Below are 26,951 nucleotides of genomic sequence, written 5' to 3'. Positions count from 1 at the left end.
AGGTAGGTTAAGAAGTAAAAAACAAATAATGATAAGGGGTTTTAAATTATGCAAACTACTTCTCCGAGCTTATTGACGAAAGAAGATATGCAAAATCCTGATAAAGTACCTCCGTGGTTAATTCAGGAGTACCAAACCTTTCATAACATTGTTACTAATAAGACGTTTCCTTGCTATTTTGGAATGAAAGCTGAAAATAAGGGTGAGCTTCGCTATGCATACATAACTCAAGATGATTGGTCCAATCTACCGAAAGCGATTGAAGAATTTCTAGGATTATTTCAAGAGCCACCATATATACGACATGGGTTATTTGTTTTTGTCGAACCAGAAAAAGAAATGGGGGATATTGCGCATTATCGAACTTATTTTTGGAATGTTTTGCAATATTTGCATGAGCATGATCCGAAAGAATGGCCCCAAGAGAAACCGAAAAATCCTGAACATCATCTTTGGGATTTTCACTTTGCCGGTGAACCTTTTTTCATATTCGGCAACGCACCTGCCTATAAACAACGAAAGACTCGTGACTTAGGGAGGGGGCTTGTACTTGGAATCCAGCCGAGAATGATTTTCAAAGGACTTGAAGGAACAGAAACAGGCGGGATTATGTCTCGTGAAAAAGTAAGAGAACGCGTTGAAAAGTGGGATAACCTACCTAAGCATCCGGATATTAGTCATTACGGTGATCCTACACATAATGAATGGAAGCAATTTTTTATCGGTGATGATATTGAACCCATATTAGGAAAATGCCCATTTCACCATAAGGATCAATTGTAAGAAAATAATTTTTTGAGTTCTACAATACTTGTTTACCTAAATGGGCTTCGCTTATAAGAACATACAGAATGAAAACTATGTTCTGTATGTTCTTCGCTGATATTGGAATGAGACAATTCTAGTAATCTTTGTTAAAGTAAATAACATGATGTAGTTTCAGTTATGAAAATACATACGTTCAAAGCAGATATTTTCCGAAAAGAGATAATAAGTCCTCAACTGAAAAATTAACTAAGGTATGAAAGATTTAACTTTCAGATGTATCACGTTTCATTATATAAAAACCGCTCCAGGCAAATACAATCGAAGCGAGATAAAAGATACTGCCAATCGTAAGAAAATCAACTAAATACCCTGTAGCAATAACAGCAATCGCAGCACCAATTGATGTCCAAATATGATAGCGGCCGATTTCTTTCCCTGCTGTTTCTTTTTTTACAGAACGAGCCAGAACTGTTTTTTCCGAGTTTTTTTGCACCGCACCTAGTAATCCCATCACAATCTGCAATACATAAACGTGCCAAATTTCATAAGCTAGCGGAAAAGCGATCAAGACAAGTGCCATGCCCCAAGAATAAACGACCAACAAGGCGTTGTCTCCAGCGTTATCAGCGAATTTTCCAATCACAGAATAACTTAGTGCTGCTGTTAATGCGAATAAACCATATGCCCAACCAAACTGAGAATAGCTACCGCCAGCATTTTTCAAAAGCAGCACATAAAACGGAAAAATCATGCTTGCTGCCATACCAACAGTCCCTTGATAAATAATAAACCTTCGATAATTCATTTGTGATACACCTCATAGAAAAGATTCATAAATCGTCCGTTAGGATCATATGATTCTTTCATTTTAAAGAATTCCTTTGTGTGTGGATAGGCTTTTTCCAATTGCTCTTTTGTAGGATAATTATAATAAGGAAGATAATAGCTTCCATTATGATCTAATGTCACATCAATCATGTTCCGAATCACTCGACCCGTTTCTTCAATGCTTTCTTTATTCGTTCCTTGGTTAATAAGCATAACGAGCGCAAACATATCATCTTTTGCATAAGACATGATAGCTTCTTCGTTTTTCTCGACATAACGAACGGTGATATTGAGTAGGTTGAAATTTCTTTCATCCTTGAGCGTTTCCCTGAGATTATCAATATAGGCTGTGAATTGATCAACTGGAACAAAGTATTCTTGCAGTATTTCTGTTTTGTTAGAACTATCGTATTCCATAAATGTCGAATCGGAACGCATGGCATTATTTCTAGAAATGTATGAGCCATTAATTTTATCGTTGTATGCTTCTTGAGTAGTCCAGAACATATTCTTTCCCCAATCATTCAAGCGAGAAAGTCCGAGAAAAAATTTAGGTACAGCGATAATTGTTTCTCGTTTTAAAGTGCTATAATTCTCCCAATGTGATGAATCATCTGTTTTATAATAATCAGTTACATACATCTCTTTTAAGAAGCTGTTAGGTGCAACTGAAATTCTAGCAAGATGCATTTTAACGTTACTATTTTGAAGAACATCCTTGGCAATATAAGAACTGTATTCATCATATGCAAGCGATTTTGTTTGAATTTGATAGAGTTCGTCATCTGTCAAATGTAGTGTTATATCAAGAATCACACCGAATAATCCATATCCGCCAATTACTGCATGGAATAGCTCTGAGTTCGCATCACGGCTTACAGTAATGATCTCACCTTGTGCGTTTAATAGACGAAATGATTCAATCGTTTCAATCAAGGCATGATGGCGTATGTCCCGACCATGTACATTTACACTTAATGAACCGCCTACTGTAAAAATATTTTGTGACTGGCTTACTTTTAAAGCAAGACCATAGGGATTGATGAATTTTTGAATATCCGCCCAAGTTGCTCCACTTTGAACGGTAATTTGCTTTTTATTTGCATCTAATTTCAAGATTTTATTATATGGTTTCATATCAAGTAGGATTCCATTTGGATATAGTGTTTGCCCACCTTGACTGTGCTGCATGCCGGCAATGGAAATCGGATCATGATTGATGTTTGCGTCTAACACGATCTGTCTAAGCTTCTGTTCATCATCACCTGATTTCACCGCTTTCATCTTAACTGGCAAGAGACGGCCCTTATCTTCTACGATCGGATTTGTAAGCTGAAATTGAAAGTATGATAAAGAACATATAAAAATTACCGAATAGATTAAGATCACGAAATAACGATACTTGAAAATTAATCTCGCCTCCTTTTTAAAGAATGAAGCTATACTTTTCTATATTACACCATATTATGAAAGATGCTTGACATTTTCGGAAAAACGCCTAGTTATACAGATTCATACATTTTCGATATAATGGGAAAAATAATATAAAAGGGGGATGAATTATGACTGCTTATTCGATTAGAGCTGATGTTAAAGTAGAAGAAACTTGGAGATTGGAAGATATTTATCAAAACCAGGAATTATGGGAACGGGATTATCAAACGATCTTGAATAGTGTGGAGAAGTTAAAGACATTTGACGGGGAAATTGGGGATGCTGAGTCACTATTTCGTTATTTATCACTAAGCGAGGAATTAGGGTACACATATAAAAAACTATATGTATATGCTATGCTTCAGGTTGACTTAGACACAAGAGTATCCGCTGCACAAGGTTTACTTGATCGCGCCAGTCAATTAGGGCAAAAAATTAGTGCCGCTACTTCGTTTTTTATGCCATTTTTATTAAGCCTTGAAGAAGGTACGTTAAAATCATACATAAAAGAAGTAGAAGGATTACGCTATTTCGAGGATGATTTGCTTGATTCTTATCGCTTTAAAGCACATGTTCTGAACAAGGATCAAGAAGCAATTCTCTCATTATTTGGTGAAGCCCTTTCTTCTCCGCAAAAAACGTTTGGCATGATTAACAATGCTGATATTAAATTTGGAGAAGTGACAAACGACGACGGAGAAAAGGTTACTTTAACACGCGGTATGTACAGTAATTTGGTTGAAAATCATGACCGTGGAAAACGAAAAGAGGCATACAAGGCCTATTATCAACCATACCTTCAGTTGCAAAACACGATCGCAAGCACCCTTTCATCGGCCATTCGAAACAATACGACGATGGCTAAAACAAGAAACTATCCATCTGCTCTTGAAAAATCATTATTTTCAGATCAGGTTCCAACAGAGGTATATGATAATCTGATTTCGGCAACGAAAGCGAATATTAAACCAATGTATGACTACATAAAATTGCGCAAAAAGCATTTGGGTGTTGACGAATTACGAGCGTATGATTTAAATGTTCCGCTCGTACAAGAGGCAAAAGAAGATATACCTTATAATGAAGCGTTTGAAATCATGATAAAAGCACTGAAACCACTTGGCGAAGAATATGTATCGACTCTTGTAAGTTTCAAAGAAAATCGTTATTACGATGTAAGGGAAACGCCTGGAAAACGATCTGGCGCTTATAACTTAGGTTTATATGGTGTTCATCCATTTGTGTTACTAAACCATCAAGATGATTTAGACAGTTTATTTACGTTAGCACATGAATCTGGTCATGCGATGCATTCGTATTACAGTTCAAAGTATCAGCCACAAATTAGCGCTGGATATTCGATCTTTGTTGCCGAGGTCGCTTCAACGGTGAATGAAATCCTATTAATACGATACTTGTTGAACACAACGACAGACCAGAATAAAAAGAAGCATTTACTTAATCATTTTATTGACAGCTTCAAAGGGACTTTTTTTACACAAGTCATGTTTGGGGAATTCGAGAAAATTACACACGAAAAAGCGGAGAATGATGAGCCTTTGAATGCAGAAGTCTTTAATACTGTATATGAAACAATATACCGTGCGTATAATGGGGAAGACATTGTTTTTGACGATGAAGTGAAATTCGGCTGGTCTAGAATTCCACACTTTTATCGACCGTTTTATGTGTATAAATATGCGACGGGGTATGCGTCTGCTATTGATATCGCCGACCGGATTTTATCAGGTGATGAAGGTACACTTGAACAGTATTTAACCTTTTTAAAAAGTGGTAGCTCGGAACATCCGCTTGAATTGCTAAAGAAAACTGGAGTCGATCTCACTAAACCAGAGGCGATTGAAAATGCGTTGAAGATATTCAGTGGTCTAGTGAAAGAATTCGGCGAATTGTTGGAGAAGTAATATTTCAAAAAAAGGCTAATCTCTAAAGGTCTATTCCTTTGCTGAGATAGCCTTTTTTTAATCAATCAATAAAAAGATCATGCTACTTTGACAAACTTTGTGAAAAGCGTACTATTGTAAAAGAACATTAATTAAATAATAAAAGGAAGATAAAATGAACTCAACGGTAAGCTATATAAAAGAATGGCAAGCAGCATTAGAAAATGAAATCCGCCATTTAAAAAAATACGGAAGTACCAAATATCACGTTTTAAATGGTCATTTGATAGATCAGGTGGATGGGTTTACTTATTATTTCGAAACGGTTGGTTCACTGAGGATTCCAGTCGGATCATTTGTTCGACTGGAATGGGGAGGAATCAAGCAGGAAGGGGGTGTACTCTCATCTGAAGGCAAAAGCATCATTTTATCATTTGAAAAAACACTTGGTGATTTGATTTCCGAGGCCTTCCTTTACCATGACCCATGGGAACTTTTGGAACAATTAATTGAGCGACTAGACGAAGTGAAAAAAAGTAAGAAAAAGCGGCTTCGAGTCAAACGGTTGATGGACCCTTCGATGGAGAGCAGACATCCGATAACTCAGGATCACAGTAATATTAAGGAGCTTTTTTTACGCTCTAATTTTAATCCAATTACATACGTTTGGGGCCCCCCGGGAACTGGGAAAACATATACATTAGCGCGGATAGCAGCGAATCATTATTTTAAAGGGAAAAAACTTTTAGTTCTCTCCCACAGCAACCAGGCCGTCGATGTACTAATGGCGGAAATTTCCACATTTACAAAAAAGAAAAAACGCTTTAAAGAAGGCGATATTCTAAGGTATGGTTCTCAAACAGGGGATAGCTTAGCCAGTCATCCTGATATCATCTCAAGTCAGTTGTTAGAAAAACATGAACCTAATTTAGTCGAAGACAAGGAAAAACTAACAGAAGAGAAGAGGCTCTTAAAACAAGATTTATCCGGTTCATTTAGCAAGCGGGATACAGATCGATTAATTGAATTGGAAAAAAAACTTGGCAGAGTCATTGAAAAATTTCGTCGTAAAGAAATGGAGCTTGTCAAAGAAGCCAAAATCGTTGGTAGCACACTTGCAAAGGCAGCAAGCGACAGCACACTATATGAACAGGAATATGATTTAGTCATTCTTGATGAAGCGAGTATGGCTTATGTTCCACAAATTGCATTTGCTGCATCGATAGGAAAAAATATCATTGTTTGTGGTGATTTTAAACAACTTCCACCTATTGCTTCAGCTCGTGATGAAAAAGTGAATAAATGGTTAAAAGAAGATATTTTTCATTGTTCAGGAGTTGCGAATGTAGTGAATGAAGGGAAGCTCCATCCACATTTGTTTCTACTAAAAGAACAACGCAGAATGCATCCAGATATTTCGGCTTTCACGAATAAACATATTTATCATTCCCGAGTTTGTGATCATGAAAGTGTACAAACGAGCCGTGCAAAAATTGCAGAGAGAAGACCATTTCCTAATCGTGCCTTAATGCTGTTAGAAACGAGTGGAGCTGGTGAACATTGTATAGCAGAGCGAACATCGAGATCGAGGATGAATCTTTGGCAGCTGTTCTTGTCGTTCCAACTTCTTCATGAAGCATATTCAAGCGGTACACGATCTATCGGATATGTGACACCGTATCGAGCTCAATCTCGTCTTATGGATCTATTATTACAAGAAGTTTATGCGAAAGAACTTGAACAAGCTGATATTATTGCAGCAACTGTTCATCGATTTCAGGGAAGTGAACGTGATGTAATGATATTTGACACGGTTGATAGTTATCCTGAAACACGCGCTGGTATGCTTTTGACTGGAAAAAATAGTGAACGGCTTATTAATGTCGCAATTACGAGAACCAAAGGAAAATTCATACAAGTAAGCGATACGGACTATATTCGAAAAACGGTTTATAAAGGGAAAACATTACGTAAGCTTGTGGACCATCAAACAATCTTCGGACATACAATTGGAACTAGGGACATTGGCAAGTGGATTCAAAATCATCATCCTAGGCTTCAATGGATGCATGCGCGTAAGCTGGAAGTTCTAGGTGAGGATATAAAAAAAGCACGTCATTCTATTCTATTGTCAATACCTGATTCAGGAATCGTTACGGAAGAATGGATAAATTTGCTGAATTGTAAAGAACAACATGTCAAGATTACACTTATTTCAACTCGACCGCATCCTGGTTTGGCCGTAGAAGAACAAATCGAAACTAGTGTTGCTTTTCCCTTTATCATTATTGATAAGCAATATTTCTGGCTAGGTGTTCCTCTTGAAGCAGCGAGTAGGCTTTTCCCACCTTTTGTGGCCGCACGACTAGATTCAGTAGCAGTAGTTGAACATTTTCTTACACAACTCCCTGGGTTAGAATAGAAGAAACTAAAAGGGTCTGGACACAGTATAGATGTGTCTAGACCTTTTTTGTTATATCCTGGTATTACATCCGATAAATCCTAGATAGGTGAGATCTAGTGGAACTTACCCATGTGTAGTTTGCCAATGGGATGTGGGTCACACAGAAGAGATGCTGACATAGCGTGCAAAGCTTCGTAGAGTCGCTTGATCTATTCTACGCGGAGGTATTAGCGACACTAGTAGGGGATTAACCATCAGTGTCTTATAGACAATGTAATATGAAAAAATATTATTCAAACAATTCCGATGAAAAATATATGAATTAATCTTGACAATCAGTTATTAGAATATTATGATAAAACTAACTTAATACTTCTTATCAAGAGAAGCCGAGGGAATGGCCCGATGAAGCTTCAGCAACCTCTACGATTAGTAGAAAGGTGCTAATTCCTGCAAGCACATGCTTGTCAGATAAGGGTGACTACGAATAAAGTCCTCTTTCTATCAGGAAAGAGGACTTTATTCGTTAAATATGGATCAAACCCTTTGGAATTAGACTGTACAAAGGATTATAACTAATTTACTAAGAAAGAAGGTTAACAAATGCCTAATGTTGTGATTTTATCTGGAAGCCCTTCTGCAACTTCTAGGACTGATGTTGTTTTAAAATTTGTTCAATCATTGTTAGAAAAGGAGAATATAACGGTAAAGTATGTTTCCGTTTTAGATATTTCTGCTGAGGATTTGCTTTATGCACGCTATAATAGCGCTGAAATTAAACAAATAGCAAAGTCAATTGAGGAAGCAGATGGAGTAATTATTGGATCTCCTGTCTATAAAGCGTCTTATACAGGTGTGCTAAAGGCTCTAATCGATTTATTACCAGAAAGTGCGTTTAAAGGCATTCCAGTTTTACCGTTAATGGTCGGTGGGAGTAAAGCACATCTGTTAGCAATCGATTTTGCCTTAAAACCGCTTATTACTACTTTAAAAGGAAGAGCCACCCAAGGGACTTATATGATCGATAACCAAATTGATAAAGAAAATCATTTACAGCCTATTACGGATCAAGATATTCAAGCTCGACTTACTAACGATTTAGAAGAGTTTCTTCAAATCATTAAACAAACTAAACCAATAACCGCTTAAGCACACATTTAACACCATATTTCATCATTAAAAAACGAATGGGTGGTAATGATTATGACCAAAAAAAGAATCTATTTAAATGCATTTGATATGAACTGTGCAGGGCATCAATCACCTGGTCTTTGGACACATCCAGACGATCAATCATCTACGTACAAGGATGCAGAATACTGGACGCATCTTGCAAAAGTACTGGAAAAAGGCAGATTCGATGCCATTTTCTTGGCAGATGTCCTTGGAACGTATGATGTATACCAAGGTTCTCGCAATGCCGCAGTTCGTCAGGGAGCTCAAGTTCCAGTCAATGATCCCGCATTTGTTGTTCCAATCATGGCGCAAGTTACAAAGCACTTAGGATTTGGGTTAACTGCGTCGACGAGCTACGAGCATCCATATCTGTTCGCTCGACGGATCTCGACATTGGACCATTTAACGAAAGGACGAATTGGTTGGAATATCGTAACTTCTTATTTAAATAGTGCTGCACGTAATCTTGGTTTAGATCAACAAATTAATCATGATAATCGTTACGATATAGCTGATGAATACTTAGATGTTGTCTATAAACTATGGGAAGCTAGTTGGGAAGATGATGCAGTCGTAGTGGATAAGGAAAAAGGGATTTATGCAGATCCAGAAAAGGTTCATGATATCCATCATGATGGTGAATTCTATAAAGTTCCAGGAGCTCACCTATGTGAACCTTCACCACAACGTACTCCAGTAATATTTCAAGCTGGGGCATCACCAAAAGGAACGAAATTTGCAGCAAAGCATGCAGAACTAGTTTTCGTTGGTTCCACATCAATGGAGCGCACGAAAAACACAGTAACTGCTTTTAGAGAAGAGGCAGTGAAAGCGGGACGGAAAGCAGATGAAATTAAGATCCTTACATTGATTACGCCAATTGTTGGCGCGACTCAAGAAGAAGCTGAAGCTAAATATTTGGATTATAAAAATCATGCCAGTTACGAAGGATCACTTGCATTATTCGGTGGCTGGACCGGTGTGGATATGGATGGGGTGGATCCCCAGGAGAAAATTCAATTTGTTAAAAATGATGCCATCCAATCGACATTAAAATCGATGGCCGATTTTACCGTAGAAGAAGTCGCGGAGTTTATTGGAGTTGGCGGAATGGGACCTGTTGTTGTTGGCTCTCCAGAACAAGTGGCAGATTCTTTAGAGGAATGGATTGATGTTACAGGCGTGGATGGTTTTAATATTGCTTATGCGGTTACACCTGGGACTTTTGAAGAATTTGTCGATTATGTAATTCCGATTTTACAAGAGAGAGGTTTAGTAAGAAAAGAATACGAAGAAGGAACCTTCCGAAAGAACTTATTTGGCAGTGATTATTTGCCAGATCATCACCATGGCAGACAATATCGTAAGAGACTTTTTCCAGTAGCTAGCGTTTAATTTGTGAAATTGTGCATGTATCAAAAAACATACGAGTCTCTAAATCAAATTTTAGCATCATATAGAATGAATCATGAGGATCGAAAGGTAGGCAATCAAATTATTGATTGTCTATTTTTTGTGGAGAACAATCACTATACAAATATTCTGATTCAAGCTCAAAGCGTTCTAAGTGCAATTTTAAGGATTCTTTTATATGATGGCTGTAAGTAATCTGATACTAAATGATTTTAGAAAGAAGATGAATACATGTCACAATCAAAAAAACAGTTGAGTGAAATTCCTTTATCAGTGCTTGATCTTGCAAACATTACAGAAGGTAGTACACCAGCTGAATCTTTCAAACATACACTCAATCTAGCGCAGCATGTAGAAAAATGGGGTTTTAATCGATTTTGGTTAGCGGAACATCATAGTATGCCGGGCATTGCCAGCTCTGCTACATCCGTTGTCATTGGCTATGTTGCAGCTGGAACGTCTACACTCAAGGTAGGATCTGGTGGGATTATGCTCCCAAATCATTCTCCACTTGTAATTGCTGAGCAATTCGGAACACTTGAATCCATGTATCCGGGCCGTATCGATTTAGGGCTTGGACGTGCTCCTGGAAGTGATCAATTTACAGCTATGGCACTCCGCCGTGATAGTAGAAATACCGGCGATGATTTTCCGGAACAATTAGAGCAGCTTCGGACATACTTCGATGCCAATTCCCGTCATAACAGAGTTCGTGCAATCCCTGGTGAAGGCTTAAACGTTCCGATCTGGTTGCTTGGTTCAAGTGGATTCAGTGCTAAGCTTGCTGGTAAACTCGGCTTACCATTTTCTTTTGCCAGTCACTTTGCTCCAGAAAATACAATGGCTGCTTTAGAGATATACCGTAGTAATTTCCAGCCTTCAGATGTATTATCAGAACCATATGCAATGGTCGGCATTAACGTCTATGCAGCAGACACTGAGAGAGAGGCCGCTTATTTAGCGACATCATATCAACAGCAATTTCTTAGTTTGATTCGTAATACGCCAAATCAGCTTCAGCCTCCAGTAGATTCAATGGATGGACTTTGGACGCCTTATGAAAAAGCATCGATTCAAAGCAAGTTGGATGCTAGTGTAATTGGTAACCCTGAACAGGTCAAAGAAAAGTTGCAGGCATTTCTTGATAAAACAGGAGCGGATGAAATGATTATTAATTCAGGCATGTTTTATCATGAGTCTCGACTCCGCTCATATGAAATTATTGCTGAGATTGCTGATAAAAATTAAGATTAACATCAAGTCTCTGAATCTAATTTCAGGGACTTTTTTGATAAGAATCAATATATATAGAGCCAGATCAAGTGTGGCTTTAAAACAAAGATTGATAATTTGTAAAAAAGTTTGGTCAAATATCCTGTATTGATGTGCAGGATTTTTTCTTGTTTAGCAATCAGGCTATTTAATGGAATAAGAAGTTCAATTCAAAAACATTTCTATACAGATATTAAGGGTATTTAAGCGTGTACAAAGGAGAAACCCCCAAATGGAAACACTAGGTTTCCATTTGGGAGTTATGTGTCTTTTTAATCTTCAATTGGAAACCATCCAGGTCTGTTGATAATCGCTTGCCAAAGAGGATCTGGCACGACAAGACGAGATTGAGCGTCTTTCTTTAGTTTTGTTTCAATTTCAGACTCTTTTCCTTGTCTAACCTTTTCAACCCAATCAGGGTCAATAATGAGCTCTCGTCCGATTGCAATCATTGAAACACCAGTTTGAATCGCTTTTAAGGCATCGTCTGCTGTGTAAATTGAGCCTACGCCAATCACGGGAACGCTTTCCCCAACTCTCTCCTGAATAATTTCAAGGCGAGAACGGGAATCTTCGACACCACGTCTTGGAGTTGACCAGAACTCCATTAAGGAAACATGAAGGTAATCAAGATTTTTACTTGCCAAACCATCCACTAATGCAAGAGTATCTGCCATTGTAATTCCGGGTGTTTCAGGTTCCTCTGGTGAGAATCTATATCCAACGAGGAATGGTTGTTTCGCATGTGCAGCTACTACCTTTTTTACTTCATCTACAATGGCAATTGGAAATGATAATCTTTTTTCCAAATTGCCGCCGTACTGATCTTCACGTCGGTTGGAATGTGGTGAAAAGAACTGCTGAATTAAGTATCCATTAGCTCCATGTATTTCAATCCCATCAAATCCAGCTTCGATCGCTCTCCGGGTAGACTCGCCAAAATCACGAATAATGGATTGAATTTCTGTCTCAGTCAAAGCGCGAGGAACTTGATATGATACTGTACCTTGTTCTGCCGGAACAGCACTAGCACTTACAATTTCTCCATTTGGAACTAACTCTGGCGGACACATCCTGCCGCCATGGAAAATTTGCAGGACTGCTTTTGCTCCTTGTTCTTTAATGGCAGAAGCGAGTCGGCGTAAACTTGGAATAAAGTCATCACGATCGCTTCCAAATTCACCATGAAATCCTTTTCCGTTAGCTGTGACATATGCACAAGCTGTGACAACCATTCCGACTCCATTCGAACGGCGGCTATAGTATGCTACTTCCTCATCTGAAACTGTACCGTCTGGATTTGAAGAAAAATGGGTCATCGGTGCCATAACGACACGATTATCTAATTGCATTCCGCTGCGCAAGGTAATTGGCTGAAATAGTGGTATATATTTTGAATTCATAATTCTTGGCCCCCTTATTTTAGTGAACATTTATATCATACTATTACGATATAAAAAATGCGTTAAATATGCTTGATAATAGTAGATTCTCCAGTCATTGAGCTATTTATTCTTCAACGAAGGGCGCAATTGTGAAGCAACATAAATAGGAAATGATCAAACTTTTTTATAAAAAATGAGTCCATTGAAAATATTAAGAGCGTGTTTTGATCAATCCTTTTTTCCAAAACACGCTTTTTTCTATGATCGTTTATCAAGGTTATTAGTATCAATTTGATCAAACTTTATTTTAAAGCAACATCAAGTATGAATAAAGTACTTTACCCCTATAAGAATCCTAATCAAATGACAAATCCAATTATAGTTGAAAACAATATCTAGCAAGCATTTTGAAGATATTTTTGCTAAAATAAAGTACATTGGAATCTAGAAACTAAAGATATGCAAGATGTAGCAACAATTAATAAAATGATCGATCAAAAAAATGGAGACTAACAATGATTTTACTTATCGATAATTATGATTCTTTTACTTATAATTTATATCAATATATCCTCATGGCTGGTAAAGAGATCACCATCTGCCGCAATAATGAAATGACATTAGACGAGATTAGAGAAATGAACCCTGAATCGATTATTCTCTCGCCAGGACCCGGAAATCCTAATGAAGCTGGGATATGTCTTGAGGTTGTAAGGGAATTTCATCAAAGTATACCTATTCTAGGGATTTGTCTTGGGCATCAAGTGATTGCCCAAGCTTTTGGAGGTGTGGTTGAAAAGGCTAAACAGCCGGTACATGGAAAAACGTCGATCATCACCCATGATGGTAAAGGAGTCTTTAGTGGAATTTCTACTTCATTTTTAGTTACTCGCTACCATTCCTTAATTGTCAATGAGTCATCGCTACCTGATTGTATGGAAGTCACAGCAAAAACGATAGACGATGTCGTGATGGGACTTCGGCATACAAAGTATCAAATTGAAGGACTACAGTTTCATCCTGAATCAATATTAACGGAACATGGTCATACGTTAATTAGCAATTTTATTAATAAACAATAAATACGTTATGTAAACGGGGTAGTTATTATGAATAAACATGCTGAAAACATCAATATTCTATTAGAATTTAATAAAGAAAGGAAGTATTTTCAACATCCAATTAAGATTATTGAAGCACATACAATAGAAGAAGTACTGACCGCTCTGGAAACTATCCAAAAAGAAGTGAATGCAGGTTTTTACGCAGCTGGGTATCTGTCATACGAAGCAGCTCCTGCATTTGATTCTACTTATCAAGTGGCAGTCGGTAATAAAATGTCATTACTTTGGTTTGGGATTTTTGAAAAATTCGAATCTTTTCCGTCAACAGAAGCACCCGCTGAATTCAATCTTTCTGATTGGCAATCTGAGATTACTTACGAAACATACGAGAAAGCAATTCATATGATTAAAAACCAAATTGAAGTGGGGAATACATATCAGGTCAACTACACGATGAGGTTGGATTCTTCATTTAACGGCGATGATTTTGCTTTTTACCGCCAGTTAGCTAAAGCGCAAAGTTCTAATTATAGTGCTTATTTACATACGGGTAGATTTAAAGTTTTATCCGCCTCACCTGAACTTTTTTTTGACTGGAAAGATGGCACTCTCACAACACGGCCAATGAAAGGAACTGTGAAAAGGGGAAATACTTTTGAACAGGATATGAACCAGAAGCAATGGCTGCAGAATTCTGAGAAAAATCGGGCGGAAAATGTCATGATTGTTGATTTATTGCGCAATGATTTAGGGCAAATTGCAGAAGCGGGTAGCGTAACAGTTGATCAATTATTTGAAATTGAACAATATCCGACTGTTTGGCAGATGACCTCGACGATTACAGCCAAAACAAAACCGGAAACAACGATCATGGATATTTTTAAAGCGTTGTTTCCATGCGGTTCAATTACAGGGGCTCCAAAAATTAGCACGATGAAAATAATTTCAGAGTTAGAACAATCGCCACGTGAGATCTACTGTGGGGCCATTGGTTATATTTCTCCGAATCATGAGGCAACTTTTAATGTTCCCATTCGAACGGTTGTCATTGATTCTCAAGAAGGAACTGCCCAATACGGTGTTGGTGGTGGTATAACCTGGGATTCGAGTTTTACAGAAGAGTATGACGAGGCTTTCTTGAAAGCTGCATTGCTTACTACTGAAACACCTGACTTTGAATTGCTTGAATCGCTAAAGCTTGAAAATGGTCAATATGTTTTGTTGGAAAATCATTTGAAACGGCTTTCTGATTCAGCAAGATATTTTGGAATCAGTCTTTCAGTCCCAGCTATTAAGAGTGCACTTGAACAATTTGCGGATCGATATGAAACCAGCACTAAAAAAGTGCGCTTACTTGTTTCGAAAATAGGAAAGTTCTCCATTGCAGCCGAAGATATTGCGCCTTTTCCAGATGTACTAGATGTTGTACTAGCTAAAGAGTCTGTTTCAAGTAACGATACGTATTTATACCATAAAACAACAAATCGTTCTGTCTATCACTTACATAAAGACCAGTTTCCTAATTATTTTGACGTTCTACTTTGGAATGAAAGGGAAGAAATAACCGAATTTACTAATGGGAATGTTGTCATAAAGATTGAGGATGAGCTTATTACACCTGCGCTAAATTCAGGGCTTCTCGCTGGCACGTTTCGTGAAAAATTAGTGCAAAGCGGAAAAGTGAAAGAACGAGTTGTCCATCTTACAGAACTTAAATCAGCTAACGAGATTTGGTTCATTAATAGTGTTAGAGGATGGATAAAAGTAAACTTACTATAATAAAAAAACGGAGTGTAGTTTGGAATCTATACTCCGTTTTTGATTGCCGCGATATTCGTACCTAATCTAAAGTGAATAAAGGTTTAATTCTATTCAATTTCACAAAATGAATTCCGTATCATACATGAATCAAGAACAAGCGAATGTTTTTTGAAATAATAGTCTTTAGTGCCTTTGCCCATTAACCTCTTTATGAAGAAAATATTGGGATTAATCCCAATCAAATTTCATTAAAGATTCATAAGATACCTCAGTGTAAAAAGGAGGTAATGTAGAATTGAGTTCGTATAATTATTGTTCATATAGTTGGTCAAATGACTATGAAAGTAAACATAAAAAATGTTCAGACTGTGGAAAAAAGAATTGCGATTGTAATCGGAATATGGAACAAAAAGTTGAGATTAATGTAAATGTACCCGGTGGTTACACTGGTGCAACTGGCGCCACGGGAGGTACAGGATCAACGGGTGCAACTGGAAACACAGGGGCTACAGGATCAACGGGTGCAACTGGAAACACAGGGGCTACAGGTTCAACAGGTGCAACTGGAAACACAGGGGCTACAGGTTCAACAGGTGCAACTGGAAACACAGGAGCTACAGGTTCGACAGGTGCAACTGGAAACACAGGAGCTACAGGATCAACAGGTGCAACAGGAAGCACCGGAGCGACAGGTGAAACTGGTGAAGCGGGAAGAACAGGAGCCACGGGTGCAACAGGGGCCACGGGAAGCACCGGAGCGACAGGTGAAACTGGTGAAACGGGAAGAACAGGAGCCACGGGTGCAACAGGAGCCACGGGAAGCACCGGAGCGACAGGTGAAACTGGTGAAACGGGAAGAACAGGAGCCACGGGTGCAACAGGGGCCACGGGAAGTACCGGAGCGACAGGTGAAACTGGTGAAACGGGAAGAACAGGAGCGACGGGTGCAACAGGGGCACGGGAAGTACCGGAGCGACAGGAGAAACTGGTGAAACGGGAAGAACAGGATCAACGGGTGCAACAGGGGCCACGGGAAGTACCGGAGCGACAGGTGAAACTGGTGAAACGGGAAGAACAGGAGCCACGGGAAGTACTGGAGCGACAGGTGAAACTGGTGAAGCGGGAAGAACAGGAGCCACGGGTGCAACAGGGGCCACGGGAAGTACCGGAGCGACAGGTGAAACTGGTGAAGCGGGAAGAACAGGAGCCACGGGTGCAACAGGGGCCACGGGAAGTACCGGAGCGACAGGTGAAACTGGTGAAGCGGGAAGAACAGGAGCCACGGGTGCAACAGGAGCCACGGGTTCTAGTGCGATCATTCCGTATGCATCAGGGATTCCAGTTGCGCTGACTGTACTTGTTGGTGGATTAGCTGGGACAACAGGTCTAATCGGATTTGGAAATTCTGCTCCTGCTGTTCTCATAGGTGGAACAACAATTGATCTAACTGGTGCCGCAGGAACACTTCTGAATATGGCATTTACAGCTCCTCGTAGCGGTACGATTACTTCAGTATCAGCATTCTTCAGCACTACGGTGGCATTAAGTCTCTTAACATCATCAGTAACTGTTACTGCTCAACTATTTAGATCAGCTGGACCAACGGCCAACAACACATTTACTGCAATTCCAGGAGCATCAGTAACATTAGCGCCATCTTTAACCGGAATCATTGCTATCGGCGATATTAGTCAAGGACTTACTACAGGATTGACCATTCCAGTATCTGCAGGAGATCGACTACTGATGGTGTTTTCTGTAGCAGGAACAGGTATTACTCTTCTTACGACTGTTGCAGGTTATGCAAGTGCGGGGATTACAATCAATTAATTAATCTTTTTTAGCAATGAAATCTAGTAGGGGAGTTTAACTTTGTCCATTCAATAATCATGGATATGTTACTCAAACAAAAATTCTTTGATCTAAATAAATTTTTAAGTCACACAAAGACCTAAGATTGAAATCTAATTTCAGTTTCGGTTTTTGTGTGATTCGTAATTTAATGAAGTGATCTGTTTTTATGACTTCGAGGTTTTGCTTAAATTCAATCACTTAAATTCCAGACTGTGTCATTGCCCACGCTCAAATTTTTTTTGATATCAGCAGTAAGATCAGTCATTCATTTTGAAACTAGTTATCTTAGATTAAGGTGAGCCTTCTCTGACTGAGGAATATTTGCAATAATTAAAATTATTTTGGAAATAAAATATTAATTTTGCATATATTTATGAAAGGAATAGGGGGAGAGTTTTTGATTACAATTAGTTTATGTATGATTGTGAAAAATGAAGAAGACGTAATTGGTCGATGTTTAGAGTCTGTGCGTGATATCGTAGATGAAATCAATATTGTTGATACTGGTTCTACGGATCGCACGAAGGAAATTGTTAGTTTGTATACGAATCGGATTTTTGATTTTTCCTGGATCGATGATTTTGCAGCAGCTAGAAATTATTCATTTACTCAAGCAACTAAGGACTACATTTTATGGTTAGATGCAGATGATGTATTTTTAGAACTTGATCAAAAAAAGTTTCTTCATCTTAAACAGACTTTGAATCGAAATACTGATTCCGTATCTATGAATTATCATCTAGCTTCCGATGAAGAGCAAAATATAACGACAAGTATAAGGAGAAATCGCTTAGTTAAAAGAGAAAAACATTTCCCTTGGATAGGAGCGGTACATGAATATTTAGCGGTTCACGGGATCATCCATGATAGTGATATAGCGGTGACACATTTACCACTTACTCACGATACTAATCGCAACCTCATTATTTATGAAAGAATGCTAACGGAAGGAAAAGAATTTTCTCCGCGAGACTTGTTTTACTATGCAAATGAATTAGTCGATCATGGGAATTATAAAAAAGCGATTGAATATTATCTTCGCTTTCTAAGAACCAAGAAAGGTTGGGTAGAGGATAATATTCGTGCATGTAGCAAATTAGCAGATTGTTACCATCAATTCAATCTTAAAGAACAAGAAGCACATTGGGCATTAAAAGCACTCTCATATGGAATCCCTCAACCGGAAACATGTTGCAGATTAGGTTTTCATTTTTTAGAAAAGAATGAAATCGAAACAGCTATTTATTGGTATGAAAAAAGTCTGGAAAATAAAGAAACAGAAAAATTAAGTTTTCAGAACAACGCATGTTCTTTTTGGCTACCACATCTTCAACTAGCTGTTTGTTATGATCGATTAGGTCAGTATCAATTAGCCTCCAAACATAATGAATCAGCACTACTATATAGGCCAAACGATCCGAGAATGTTAGCAAACAAAGAATATTTTGATGGGTTGACTAAGAATGGGAAATAATTTCCGTTTTTATGTCGGCTTTTTTTATCTGATCATTGTAGTATAAAAATCTTTGTGAATGTTTCCTCATCCAATATATAGGTATGCGCCTTCAAAATGAGATGTAGCTAGATAAAGAAGAACGGCCCTGTATACCAAGCCGTTCTTCTTCAGATCTAAAGTGGTTGTATGATCAGATTTGTGATTCATTTGTTTCGCTTTTTGTTACATGGATAAGAATTTGATAAACCTTACTGTAGTTTGCTAATTGATCCATATTAAACCCGAAATTCTCCGCTAAATGAATGACCTCATTTAGGAAAAGCTCTACATTGGTTTCTACGGCAATTTGCTGATACCGTTGTTCGATGATTTCAAATTGGGTAGATGGGAATAACGTATGAACGGTTTGTGGGGTGAAGAATCTTAAATGGGTTCGATCTAAAATTCCTGCATCGGTATAATGCCAACTACCTTGTAATAAAGGGATAAGTGCCTCAGCATGAGATATATTAGGAATACTACATATGATGGAGCCATTAGGCTTTAGAAATTTAGACAGATTTTCAATAACCTTCCAAGGATCCTTTAGATGTTCTAGGATGTCAGCAAATATAATTGTATCGAAGTAACCAAGTGGATAAGAGAGTTCTAGTGCTTCAACATCTGTATGATCTACAGTTTCATAATGCGCTTTGGCAATGGAACTTACTAATGCATTTAATTCAATCCCGTATAATTGACAAGGCTGCCGATTTAAAAGTTCTAAACCGGTTGCACCGGCTCCACAGCCTACATCCAATATTTTTCTAGCTTCAATAGGCACTAAATCAACAATTTCTGGACGAGGATGGGTGAAATAAGTTAAATCAATTTGCCACTTATCTATAAATCTCCGCCGATTTTCATGATATAAGTAATGAATGTCAATATCTTGATTTCCATTGAAAGTTGCATGACCATGATGGTGGATAAAAGAATCTAAGGAGATATGTAGCTGGTATCCCTCTTGTAAAGCACGAAGACATAGATCATCATCCTCAAATGAGCCATATACAAATCTTTCATCAAAACCACCGATTTTTTCCAAAATCTCTTGTTTTGTTAATAAACAAAATCCTACTAAACGTAGTACGCGTCTGGATTTTCCACGTTGCTGTTCACAGTATCTAGAAGCAAAGTCGTCTATCTGCTCGATATCCTGATAATCTACAGAAATCTGCTGTAACCCGCTGACATAATTACTAACAGGTCCAACCATCCCTACATTCTCCTTATCTAGTAGTTCAATCATCGGATCTAGCCAATTTTCTGTCACAATGACATCATTATTTAAGAATAAAATATAATCACCAGTTGCAAGCTTTAATCCTTGATTACAGCCCTTCGCAAATCCCACATTGCTGGGATTAAAACAAGTTTTGATAAAAGGAAGACCTTTTAGATACTCTACAGTACCATCTGTCGAGCCGTTATCAACGACAATTATTTCAATTTCCTCCATCACAGTGTGCTTTTGAATGCTATTCACACATCTTATGGTTAGAGGTAACTGATTGTAGGTAAGAATAATCACGCTTGTTTTTCTCAATTCGATCTCCATCCTTCCAGATTTCTATTCAATAGGCTATGTTAATTGGTTTATTTGTGCAAAAACATAGTTTCACACGCCAAAATCAATAGCGTTATTTCACAAATTCATTCAATAAAATATGTATATGTTCTGTTGGACTCATATTTTACAAGAAATAAATTTTGTTTGATCTAAAAAAGCAAGATAACGTTCATGTTGTGAAAAAAATAATTTGAAGTAAAAATCATACATAGTAGATGAAATGACACATACCAATTGTAAATGGGGGGAGTAACTAAAATAAATTAGATGAATCGTAATGTCACGTTTCAATCTTGCTAGAACATAGAGAAAAGGCTTATGAAGGATGTGACTGAATATGAAAGGTATTGTGCTAGCAGGTGGAACTGGTACTAGGCTGTATCCTTTAACAAAGGCTGTTTCCAAACAGTTAATGCCTGTTTACGACAAACCCTTAATTTATTATCCACTATCGGTTTTAATGCTTGCGGGTATTAGAGAAATTCTAATTATAACAACCGACGAAGATCAACCACGTTATCAATCCTTACTTGGCGATGGATCGCAACTAGGCATTACACTTACTTATATGATTCAAGAAAAGCCTGAGGGAATTGCACAGGCATTTATTATTGGAGAACCGTTTATAGGGGAAGATTCCGTAGCGCTCATACTTGGGGATAATCTTTTTCATGGTCATAATTTTACAAAAACGCTGGAACGAGTGGCAGCGATTAAATCAGGTGCAACTATCTTTGGCTATCCAGTTAAAGATCCCGAGAGGTTTGGAGTCGTTGAATTTGATCAATATGGAAAGGTCTTATCATTAGAAGAGAAGCCAATTCAACCTAAATCTACGTATGCTGTTACCGGTTTGTATTTTTACGACAATCAAGTCATTAACATTGCTAAAGGTATTAAACGATCACCTCGAGGAGAATTTGAAATTACGACCATCAATGAATACTATTTAAATAAAGGTGAGCTTAACGTGGAGCTTTTGGGTAGAGGGTTTGCATGGTTAGATACTGGTACTCCTAAATCATTATTGCAGGCCTCACTATTCGTGGAGATGATTGAGGATCGGCAGAGTCTTAGGATTGCTTGTATAGAAGAAATTGCCTTTCGAAAAGGCTATATTTCTAGGGAACAGTTACTCGCGTTAGCTAAACCACTAGAAAAAAGTGACTATGGGAAATATCTTACTCGTATAGTGGATAGATAAATAGCGATAACAAGTACAAAATTTTGAATTCCTATAAAATTATTTCTCTAGGAAAGTATGGTGGCGTAATGAAGATTACCAAAACCAAGTTAGAAGGAGTCCTGGTTTTTGAGCCCGTTGTATTAGATGATCGACGTGGCTGGTTTATTGAATCATATAGCCAAACAACATTAAAGGCATTAGGAGTAGAGGTGGTTTTTGTTCAAGATAATCACTCCTTATCTACAGAAAGGGGGACTTTACGAGGTTTACATTACCAATTACATCCTAAAGCGCAAGTCAAGCTCGTCCGTTGTACAAATGGGGCAATTTTTGATGTGGCGGTGGATATACGCAAAGGAAGTCCGAGCTATGGAAAATGGCTGGGCATCGAATTAAGTGCGGAAAATAAAAAGCAATTATACATTCCCAAAGGGTTCGCTCATGGTTTTTTGACGCTAACAGATAATGTTGAAGTCCAATATAAAGTTGATACTGAATATGCATGGAACTTTGATCGAGGAATACGCTGGGATGACCCGACGATCAATATAAAATGGCCGATTCATAATGAACCTATAGTATCAGATAAAGATCAGAAAGCGCCACTTTTAAAAGATGCTGAACATAATTTTGTATTTGGGAAGTGAGGAATTGAAACTATTAGTGACTGGTATCGGTGGGCAGCTTGGTTACGATGTTGTGAGGCAAGGAGTACAGCAAGGATTAGATGTACACGGAATCGGGAGAAGGGATTTAGATATAACGAGAGAGCAAGAAGTATATCAATATATTAGTCGTGTAAAACCAGATGTATTGATTCATTGTGCGGCATACACAGCGGTTGATCAAGCTGAAAGTGACAAAAAAGCTTGCTGGAATGTCAATGTAGAAGGTACAAAACATTTAGTAAATGCAGCTAAAGAATTTAATATAAAATTTATGTATGTTAGTACGGATTATGTGTTTGATGGACTAGGCGAAAAACCGCTTGTGGAAACAGATTTACCATGTCCCAAGAGTTACTATGGGTTAACAAAATATGAAGGTGAAAAAGCGGTACAAAGTATGTTAGATCAATATTTTATAGTACGTACTTCATGGGTTTTTGGCATAAATGGCAATAATTTTACAAAAAAAATGCTTCATCTTGCGAAATCCCGTGAGGAGGTAGAGATAGTAGGTGATCAAATTGGCTCCCCTACCTATACGTATGACTTAGCAAAATTGTTAATAAGTATGGTCCAAACAGATAAATATGGCATCTATCATGTGACGAATGAAGGTTTTTGCAGTTGGGCCGAGTTTGCTGAGGAAATATTCAAACAAGCAAACCGCAATGTTCAAGTACGCATAGTTTCAACCGAAGAGTATCCAGTAAACGCTGTAAGACCCAAAAATGCTCGACTGTCTAAGGAAAAGCTTAAAAGTAACGGTTTTACATCATTACCAACTTGGCAAGATGCTTTAGGACGTTATTTAAGCATATTAAACAAAAAGGAGAAGTAAATGAAAAAGAAAGTTCTTGTGACAGGTGGAGCGGGATTTATTGGTGGTCATTTTGTTCAACGAATGATGAATAGATATCCAGATTATCATATTTATAATTTAGATTTGTTAACATATGCAGGGGAACTATCCAAACATAAGAATATGGAGAAAAGAGAAAATTACCACTTTATTAAAATGGATATTACAGATCGCAAGGCAATTATGGTTTTATTTGCAAAAGAGAAGTTTGATTTTGTCGTCCATTTTGCCGCAGAGAGCCATGTTGATCGATCGATTATAAATCCAGAAATTTTTGTTCGAACGAACGTTTTAGGTACACAAATATTATTACATGCTGCACATCAAAATAAGGTAGCAAAGTTTGTCCATGTTTCCACGGATGAGGTATATGGAGAACTTGATTTTGACCCTACCATCTTTTTTACGGAAGAGTCGAAACTGTTGCCAAATAGTCCGTATAGTGCAAGTAAAGCTTCATCTGATCTCCTTGTTCGTGCCTATTATGAAACCTATGGATTACCCATAAATATTACACGATGTTCTAATAATTATGGGCCATTCCAGTTTCCAGAAAAGCTCATCCCTCTCACAATTTCTCGCGTTGTACAGGAGCAGAAAGTTCCTGTTTATGGGGATGGTAAGAATATTCGGGATTGGCTACATGTGTTCGATCACTGTTCAGCCATCGATTTGGTTATGCATGAAGGTGTAAACGGGGAAATATACAATGTTGGCGGACATAACGAACGAACAACATTAGAGGTTGTAAAAACGATTATTCATAAACTCGGAAAATCAGAAAGCTTGCTAGAGTTTGTAAAAGATCGTAAAGGACATGATAAACGGTATGCAATCAACCCAACAAAATTAGAGAAATTAGGTTGGATACCGAACTTTTCATTTGAAATAGGATTAACACAAACTATTCAATGGTATCTTGATAACAAATGGTGGTGGAATAAACAACTGTAGAAGAAGGATATCAAGATTTATACAATTACCCATATGAATTGATAGTAAGTAAAGAACGCCCATTTATTTTATCATTCCAGGTGAGAAAACTCCCACTTCAATTTTGTGCAGGGCAACGCTCAAAAATAAGTGGGAGATGAATCGCCTTTTTGCGTAGCGAAACACTCGTTTGCATGGTGTAATATTCCTGTACAAGTTGTTCTTTGAAAACTGAAGATATGAGGTTGTGGCAGGAAAAATGTCCGTCACGTAAAATCTTCAACGTTCTTACACCTCCACACGTACCGAAGTTGCGAAAAACAAGCTAAAGGGGCGTATGGCGAGTCAGCGTACAAGACATGAGGCTACCCCCGTAGGGACTACGGGGGTAGCCTGCTAAATAACCGAAGTTTACTTGGGGGTTCGCAGGAATCCCCCATTTCAAAATTCGTATGAAATTAAGTGGTGAGTAGTTCAAGAACGTTCTTACCAGTTGTGTAAAAGGATCACTTTGATTTTTTTCACGAAGTATCCTACCTCGAAAAACATTCCTTCTAATCATTTAACTGGAGAACCCCCAAGCATGTAATAATAGTTGAATCGCATCATCTAATTTCGCTTCAGGAATACCAGCAAAACCAAGAATAATCTCCGGAAGTGCATCAATTTTCTTTTCGATTGAATAAGCAGACATCGGATAGATTTTTATACTTGCCTTTGCAGCTTGATTAATAAGGGCCGTTTCATCCATCCCGTTTTTGACAACTAAAACAATATGCAAACCAGATCTCTCACCAATTATGGAGATTTTGTTTTGATAGGGCTTTAATAGCGTCAAAACAATGTCTAATTTGCGACGATATAGCTTTCGCATTTTATTCAAGTGCTTTTCAAAGTCTCCTTGAATCATAAAATCAGTCAAAATTTGCTGGTCGATTCGAGATACGGTTGAATGATAAAACGAAAATTCCTCCGTATACCGATTCATGAGCGGTTTAGGAAGCACCATATAGCTGATTCTAAGAGATGGGATGAGTGATTTCGAAAACGAACCTAAGTAGATCACTTTTTCAAATTGATCCATACTTTGCAATGAAGGAATAGATTTTCCTGTATAACGAAATTCACTATCATAATCATCTTCAATGATATACCGATATTTAGAACTTGATGCCCAGTTGAGTAGCTTTGTTCTTCGATTGATGGAAAGAACTGAACCATAAGGGAAATGATGTGATGGTGTCACATAGACAACATCAATCTTGTGCTTTTCAATGCTTTCCACCTTGATGCCATCTTCATCCACTTCAAGTGGAAAGGTAGGATTTCCATAGTTTTGGATAATTTTTTGAAATAAATGATATCCAGGGTCTTCCACACCATAAACGGAATTTCTCTCGAATAACAGTACAAGCTGCTGAAGTAGAATCTCAATACCTGCTCCAATGACAATCTGTTCTGGTTCACAAATGACCCCGCGTGCATGGTATAAATATGTAGCAATTTCTCGGCGAAGGTTGTATTCCCCTTGGGCATCCCCTAGTAATAACAATTCTTGGTTGGCAAAATCCATCGTATTTTTTGCATACTTTCTCCATTGAGCGAAAGGAAAATGTTCGGTATCAATTTGACTTGGATGAAAGTGATAGTCATATGTTTTTTTAAATTCATGAATTGGAGGAATATTACTTTTTGCACCTGCATATTCTAAGTCCTCCAAGTCCATGACGTAATATCCTTTCCTAGCTTTGACCTCTAAGTATCCCTCTGCAGCAAGCTGTTCATAAGCCGTCTCTACTGTGTTTCCGCTTATATGTAAATGCTGCGCCAATTTTCGTTTTGACGGAAGTTTTGTTTGGAAATCTAGGCGACCCTCAATGATTTCTGTTTTTATATATTCATATAATTGCTCATATAAAGGGACAGTAATTTCTCGGTTCAACACACATGAAAGCATATTCATAATTGATAATCTCTCCTCTGACCCCATTATTTAATGGAAAACTGGCACTTTTAATGATGTCACTTTCTTTTTATACTAAGGAATATAAATGAAAATTGCAAATATTATTTAGGGGGATTAAGAATGGAGAAATTAATAGCAACAGATGCAGTGAAAAGAGGAATGGCTCAAATGCAAAAGGGTGGCGTCATCATGGACGTTGTCAATGCGGAACAAGCGAGAATTGCGGAAGCATCAGGAGCTGTTGCAGTAATGGCACTGGAGCGAGTACCATCTGATATACGTGCAGCAGGTGGAGTTGCTAGAATGGCAGATCCGCGAATCGTAGAAGAAGTTATGAATGCGGTAACGATTCCTGTCATGGCAAAAGCTAGAATTGGCCACATTGTTGAAGCGAGAGTGCTAGAAGCGATGGGTGTGGACTATATTGATGAAAGTGAAGTATTGACACCTGCTGATGAAGAGTTTCATCTATTAAAAAGCAGCTTTACAGTTCCATTTGTTTGTGGATGTCGTGATCTAGGGGAAGCAGCACGCCGAATTGGTGAGGGAGCATCGATGTTACGGACAAAAGGAGAGCCGGGTACAGGAAATATAGTTGAAGCTGTTCGTCATATGCGAAAAGTGCAAGCGCAGGTTCGTAAACTTACTTTAATGAATGATGACGAAATTATGACTGAAGCAAAAATTCTTGGCGCTCCTTATGAGATTTTGAAACAAATTAAAGAAGCAGGTAAATTACCGGTCGTGAATTTTGCAGCTGGCGGCGTAGCTACACCTGCTGATGCAGCATTAATGATGGAGCTTGGAGCGGATGGCGTGTTTGTCGGTTCAGGAATCTTCAAATCAGAAGATCCAGAGAGATTCGCGAATGCTATCGTTCAAGCAACAACCTATTTCACTGATTATGATCTAATTGGTAAGCTTTCCAAAGAATTAGGAACCGCTATGAAGGGCATCGATATTTCGAGATTGCCGCAAGCAGAAAGAATGCAGGAGCGTGGCTGGTAA

21 protein-coding genes and 1 riboswitch are annotated in these 26,951 nt (G+C 38.0%); of the genes, 16 read left to right on the top strand and 5 right to left on the bottom strand.

Annotated features, from left to right (window positions below):
* The first annotated feature begins 48 nt into the window (after positions 1-48).
* Positions 49-783, top strand: a complete 735-nt coding sequence (locus AC625_RS13330; protein WP_049681712.1) for a YqcI/YcgG family protein — start codon at positions 49-51, stop codon at positions 781-783.
* 247 nt (positions 784-1,030) lie between these two features.
* Here the strand turns inward: AC625_RS13330 and AC625_RS13325 are convergent, their stop codons facing one another.
* Both AC625_RS13325 and AC625_RS13320 read right to left on the bottom strand, forming a co-directional pair.
* The gene (locus tag AC625_RS13325) at positions 1,031-1,573 is read right to left on the bottom strand and encodes an MFS transporter (RefSeq protein ID WP_049681711.1); all 543 of its coding nucleotides are present in this window, start codon (positions 1,571-1,573) and stop codon (positions 1,031-1,033) included.
* The gene (locus AC625_RS13320) at positions 1,570-3,006 is read right to left on the bottom strand and encodes an FAD-binding oxidoreductase (protein WP_049681710.1); all 1,437 of its coding nucleotides are present in this window, start codon (positions 3,004-3,006) and stop codon (positions 1,570-1,572) included. Before AC625_RS13320 ends, AC625_RS13325 begins: the two co-directional genes overlap by 4 nt.
* Positions 3,007-3,158: 152 nt before the next feature.
* On the opposite strand from AC625_RS13320, the gene pepF reads away from it, so the two are divergent.
* The 5 genes from pepF to AC625_RS13295 all read left to right on the top strand — a co-directional run bounded on the left by pepF (position 3,159) and on the right by AC625_RS13295 (position 11,175).
* On the top strand, positions 3,159-4,955 hold the full coding sequence (gene pepF / locus AC625_RS13315) for an oligoendopeptidase F (RefSeq protein ID WP_049681709.1): 1,797 nt from the start codon (positions 3,159-3,161) through the stop codon (positions 4,953-4,955).
* 154 nt (positions 4,956-5,109) lie between these two features.
* A complete protein-coding gene (locus AC625_RS13310) occupies positions 5,110-7,356 on the top strand; it encodes an AAA domain-containing protein (protein ID WP_049681708.1) in 2,247 nt (748 codons plus the stop codon).
* 355 nt (positions 7,357-7,711) lie between these two features.
* Positions 7,712-7,816, top strand: a riboswitch (SAM riboswitch).
* A gap of 125 nt (positions 7,817-7,941) precedes the next feature.
* On the top strand, positions 7,942-8,487 hold the full coding sequence (gene ssuE, locus AC625_RS13305; RefSeq protein ID WP_049681707.1) for an NADPH-dependent FMN reductase: 546 nt from the start codon (positions 7,942-7,944) through the stop codon (positions 8,485-8,487).
* Between the two features lie 54 nt (positions 8,488-8,541).
* The gene (locus AC625_RS13300) at positions 8,542-9,909 is read left to right on the top strand and encodes an LLM class flavin-dependent oxidoreductase (RefSeq protein ID WP_049681706.1); all 1,368 of its coding nucleotides are present in this window, start codon (positions 8,542-8,544) and stop codon (positions 9,907-9,909) included.
* A 249-nt stretch (positions 9,910-10,158) separates the two neighbouring features.
* Complete coding sequence (locus AC625_RS13295; RefSeq protein WP_049681705.1) at positions 10,159-11,175, top strand: LLM class flavin-dependent oxidoreductase; 1,017 nt, start codon at positions 10,159-10,161, stop codon at positions 11,173-11,175.
* 296 nt (positions 11,176-11,471) lie between these two features.
* Here the strand turns inward: AC625_RS13295 and AC625_RS13290 are convergent, their stop codons facing one another.
* The gene (locus tag AC625_RS13290) at positions 11,472-12,602 is read right to left on the bottom strand and encodes an NADH-dependent flavin oxidoreductase (RefSeq protein WP_049681704.1); all 1,131 of its coding nucleotides are present in this window, start codon (positions 12,600-12,602) and stop codon (positions 11,472-11,474) included.
* Positions 12,603-13,099: 497 nt separating this feature from the next.
* On the opposite strand from AC625_RS13290, the gene AC625_RS13285 reads away from it, so the two are divergent.
* The 5 genes from AC625_RS13285 to AC625_RS13265 all read left to right on the top strand — a co-directional run bounded on the left by AC625_RS13285 (position 13,100) and on the right by AC625_RS13265 (position 18,737).
* A complete protein-coding gene (locus AC625_RS13285; protein ID WP_049681703.1) occupies positions 13,100-13,666 on the top strand; it encodes an anthranilate synthase component II in 567 nt (188 codons plus the stop codon).
* Positions 13,667-13,693: 27 nt separating this feature from the next.
* Entirely contained in the window at positions 13,694-15,427 is a 1,734-nt protein-coding gene (gene pabB / locus AC625_RS13280; RefSeq protein WP_049681702.1) for an aminodeoxychorismate synthase component I, read from the top strand.
* 277 nt (positions 15,428-15,704) lie between these two features.
* A complete protein-coding gene (locus AC625_RS28230; RefSeq protein WP_281177234.1) occupies positions 15,705-16,760 on the top strand; it encodes a hypothetical protein in 1,056 nt (351 codons plus the stop codon).
* Positions 16,724-17,239: an exosporium glycoprotein BclB-related protein gene (locus tag AC625_RS28225; RefSeq protein WP_342671014.1), complete on the top strand. Its 516-nt coding sequence runs from the start codon at positions 16,724-16,726 to the stop codon at positions 17,237-17,239. The genes AC625_RS28230 and AC625_RS28225 overlap by 37 nt, the downstream gene beginning before the upstream one ends.
* Before the next feature lie 421 nt (positions 17,240-17,660).
* A complete protein-coding gene (locus AC625_RS13265; RefSeq protein ID WP_049681701.1) occupies positions 17,661-18,737 on the top strand; it encodes a tetratricopeptide repeat-containing glycosyltransferase family 2 protein in 1,077 nt (358 codons plus the stop codon).
* A 172-nt stretch (positions 18,738-18,909) separates the two neighbouring features.
* Here the strand turns inward: AC625_RS13265 and AC625_RS13260 are convergent, their stop codons facing one another.
* The gene (locus tag AC625_RS13260; protein ID WP_425415450.1) at positions 18,910-20,307 is read right to left on the bottom strand and encodes a glycosyltransferase; all 1,398 of its coding nucleotides are present in this window, start codon (positions 20,305-20,307) and stop codon (positions 18,910-18,912) included.
* Positions 20,308-20,668: 361 nt separating this feature from the next.
* Between AC625_RS13260 and rfbA the strand changes: the two genes are divergently transcribed.
* The 4 genes from rfbA to rfbB all read left to right on the top strand — a co-directional run bounded on the left by rfbA (position 20,669) and on the right by rfbB (position 23,998).
* Positions 20,669-21,535: a glucose-1-phosphate thymidylyltransferase RfbA gene (rfbA, locus tag AC625_RS13255; protein WP_049681699.1), complete on the top strand. Its 867-nt coding sequence runs from the start codon at positions 20,669-20,671 to the stop codon at positions 21,533-21,535.
* Positions 21,536-21,603: 68 nt separating this feature from the next.
* Positions 21,604-22,164 (top strand): dTDP-4-dehydrorhamnose 3,5-epimerase, encoded by a 561-nt coding sequence (gene rfbC / locus AC625_RS13250; protein ID WP_049681698.1) that lies wholly within the window; start codon positions 21,604-21,606, stop codon positions 22,162-22,164.
* A 4-nt stretch (positions 22,165-22,168) separates the two neighbouring features.
* The gene (gene rfbD, locus AC625_RS13245; RefSeq protein ID WP_049681697.1) at positions 22,169-23,023 is read left to right on the top strand and encodes a dTDP-4-dehydrorhamnose reductase; all 855 of its coding nucleotides are present in this window, start codon (positions 22,169-22,171) and stop codon (positions 23,021-23,023) included.
* Positions 23,024-23,998 carry a dTDP-glucose 4,6-dehydratase gene (rfbB, locus tag AC625_RS13240; RefSeq protein WP_049681696.1) on the top strand — a complete coding sequence of 325 codons (975 nt, stop codon included), beginning with the start codon at positions 23,024-23,026 and terminating at the stop codon, positions 23,996-23,998.
* Positions 23,999-24,539: 541 nt separating this feature from the next.
* Here the strand turns inward: rfbB and pdxR are convergent.
* Positions 24,540-25,940: a MocR-like pyridoxine biosynthesis transcription factor PdxR gene (gene pdxR / locus AC625_RS13235; RefSeq protein ID WP_049681695.1), complete on the bottom strand. Its 1,401-nt coding sequence runs from the start codon at positions 25,938-25,940 to the stop codon at positions 24,540-24,542.
* A gap of 123 nt (positions 25,941-26,063) precedes the next feature.
* Here pdxR and pdxS point away from each other — a divergent pair, with 123 nt between their 5' ends.
* On the top strand, positions 26,064-26,951 hold the full coding sequence (gene pdxS / locus AC625_RS13230; RefSeq protein WP_049681694.1) for a pyridoxal 5'-phosphate synthase lyase subunit PdxS: 888 nt from the start codon (positions 26,064-26,066) through the stop codon (positions 26,949-26,951).

This window comes from Peribacillus loiseleuriae, assembly GCF_001183985.1.
GTDB lineage: Bacteria > Bacillota > Bacilli > Bacillales > DSM-1321 > Peribacillus > Peribacillus loiseleuriae.
Note: the sequence above shows the minus strand (reverse complement) of the source record. Positions and strands in the feature narration are given on the sequence as shown.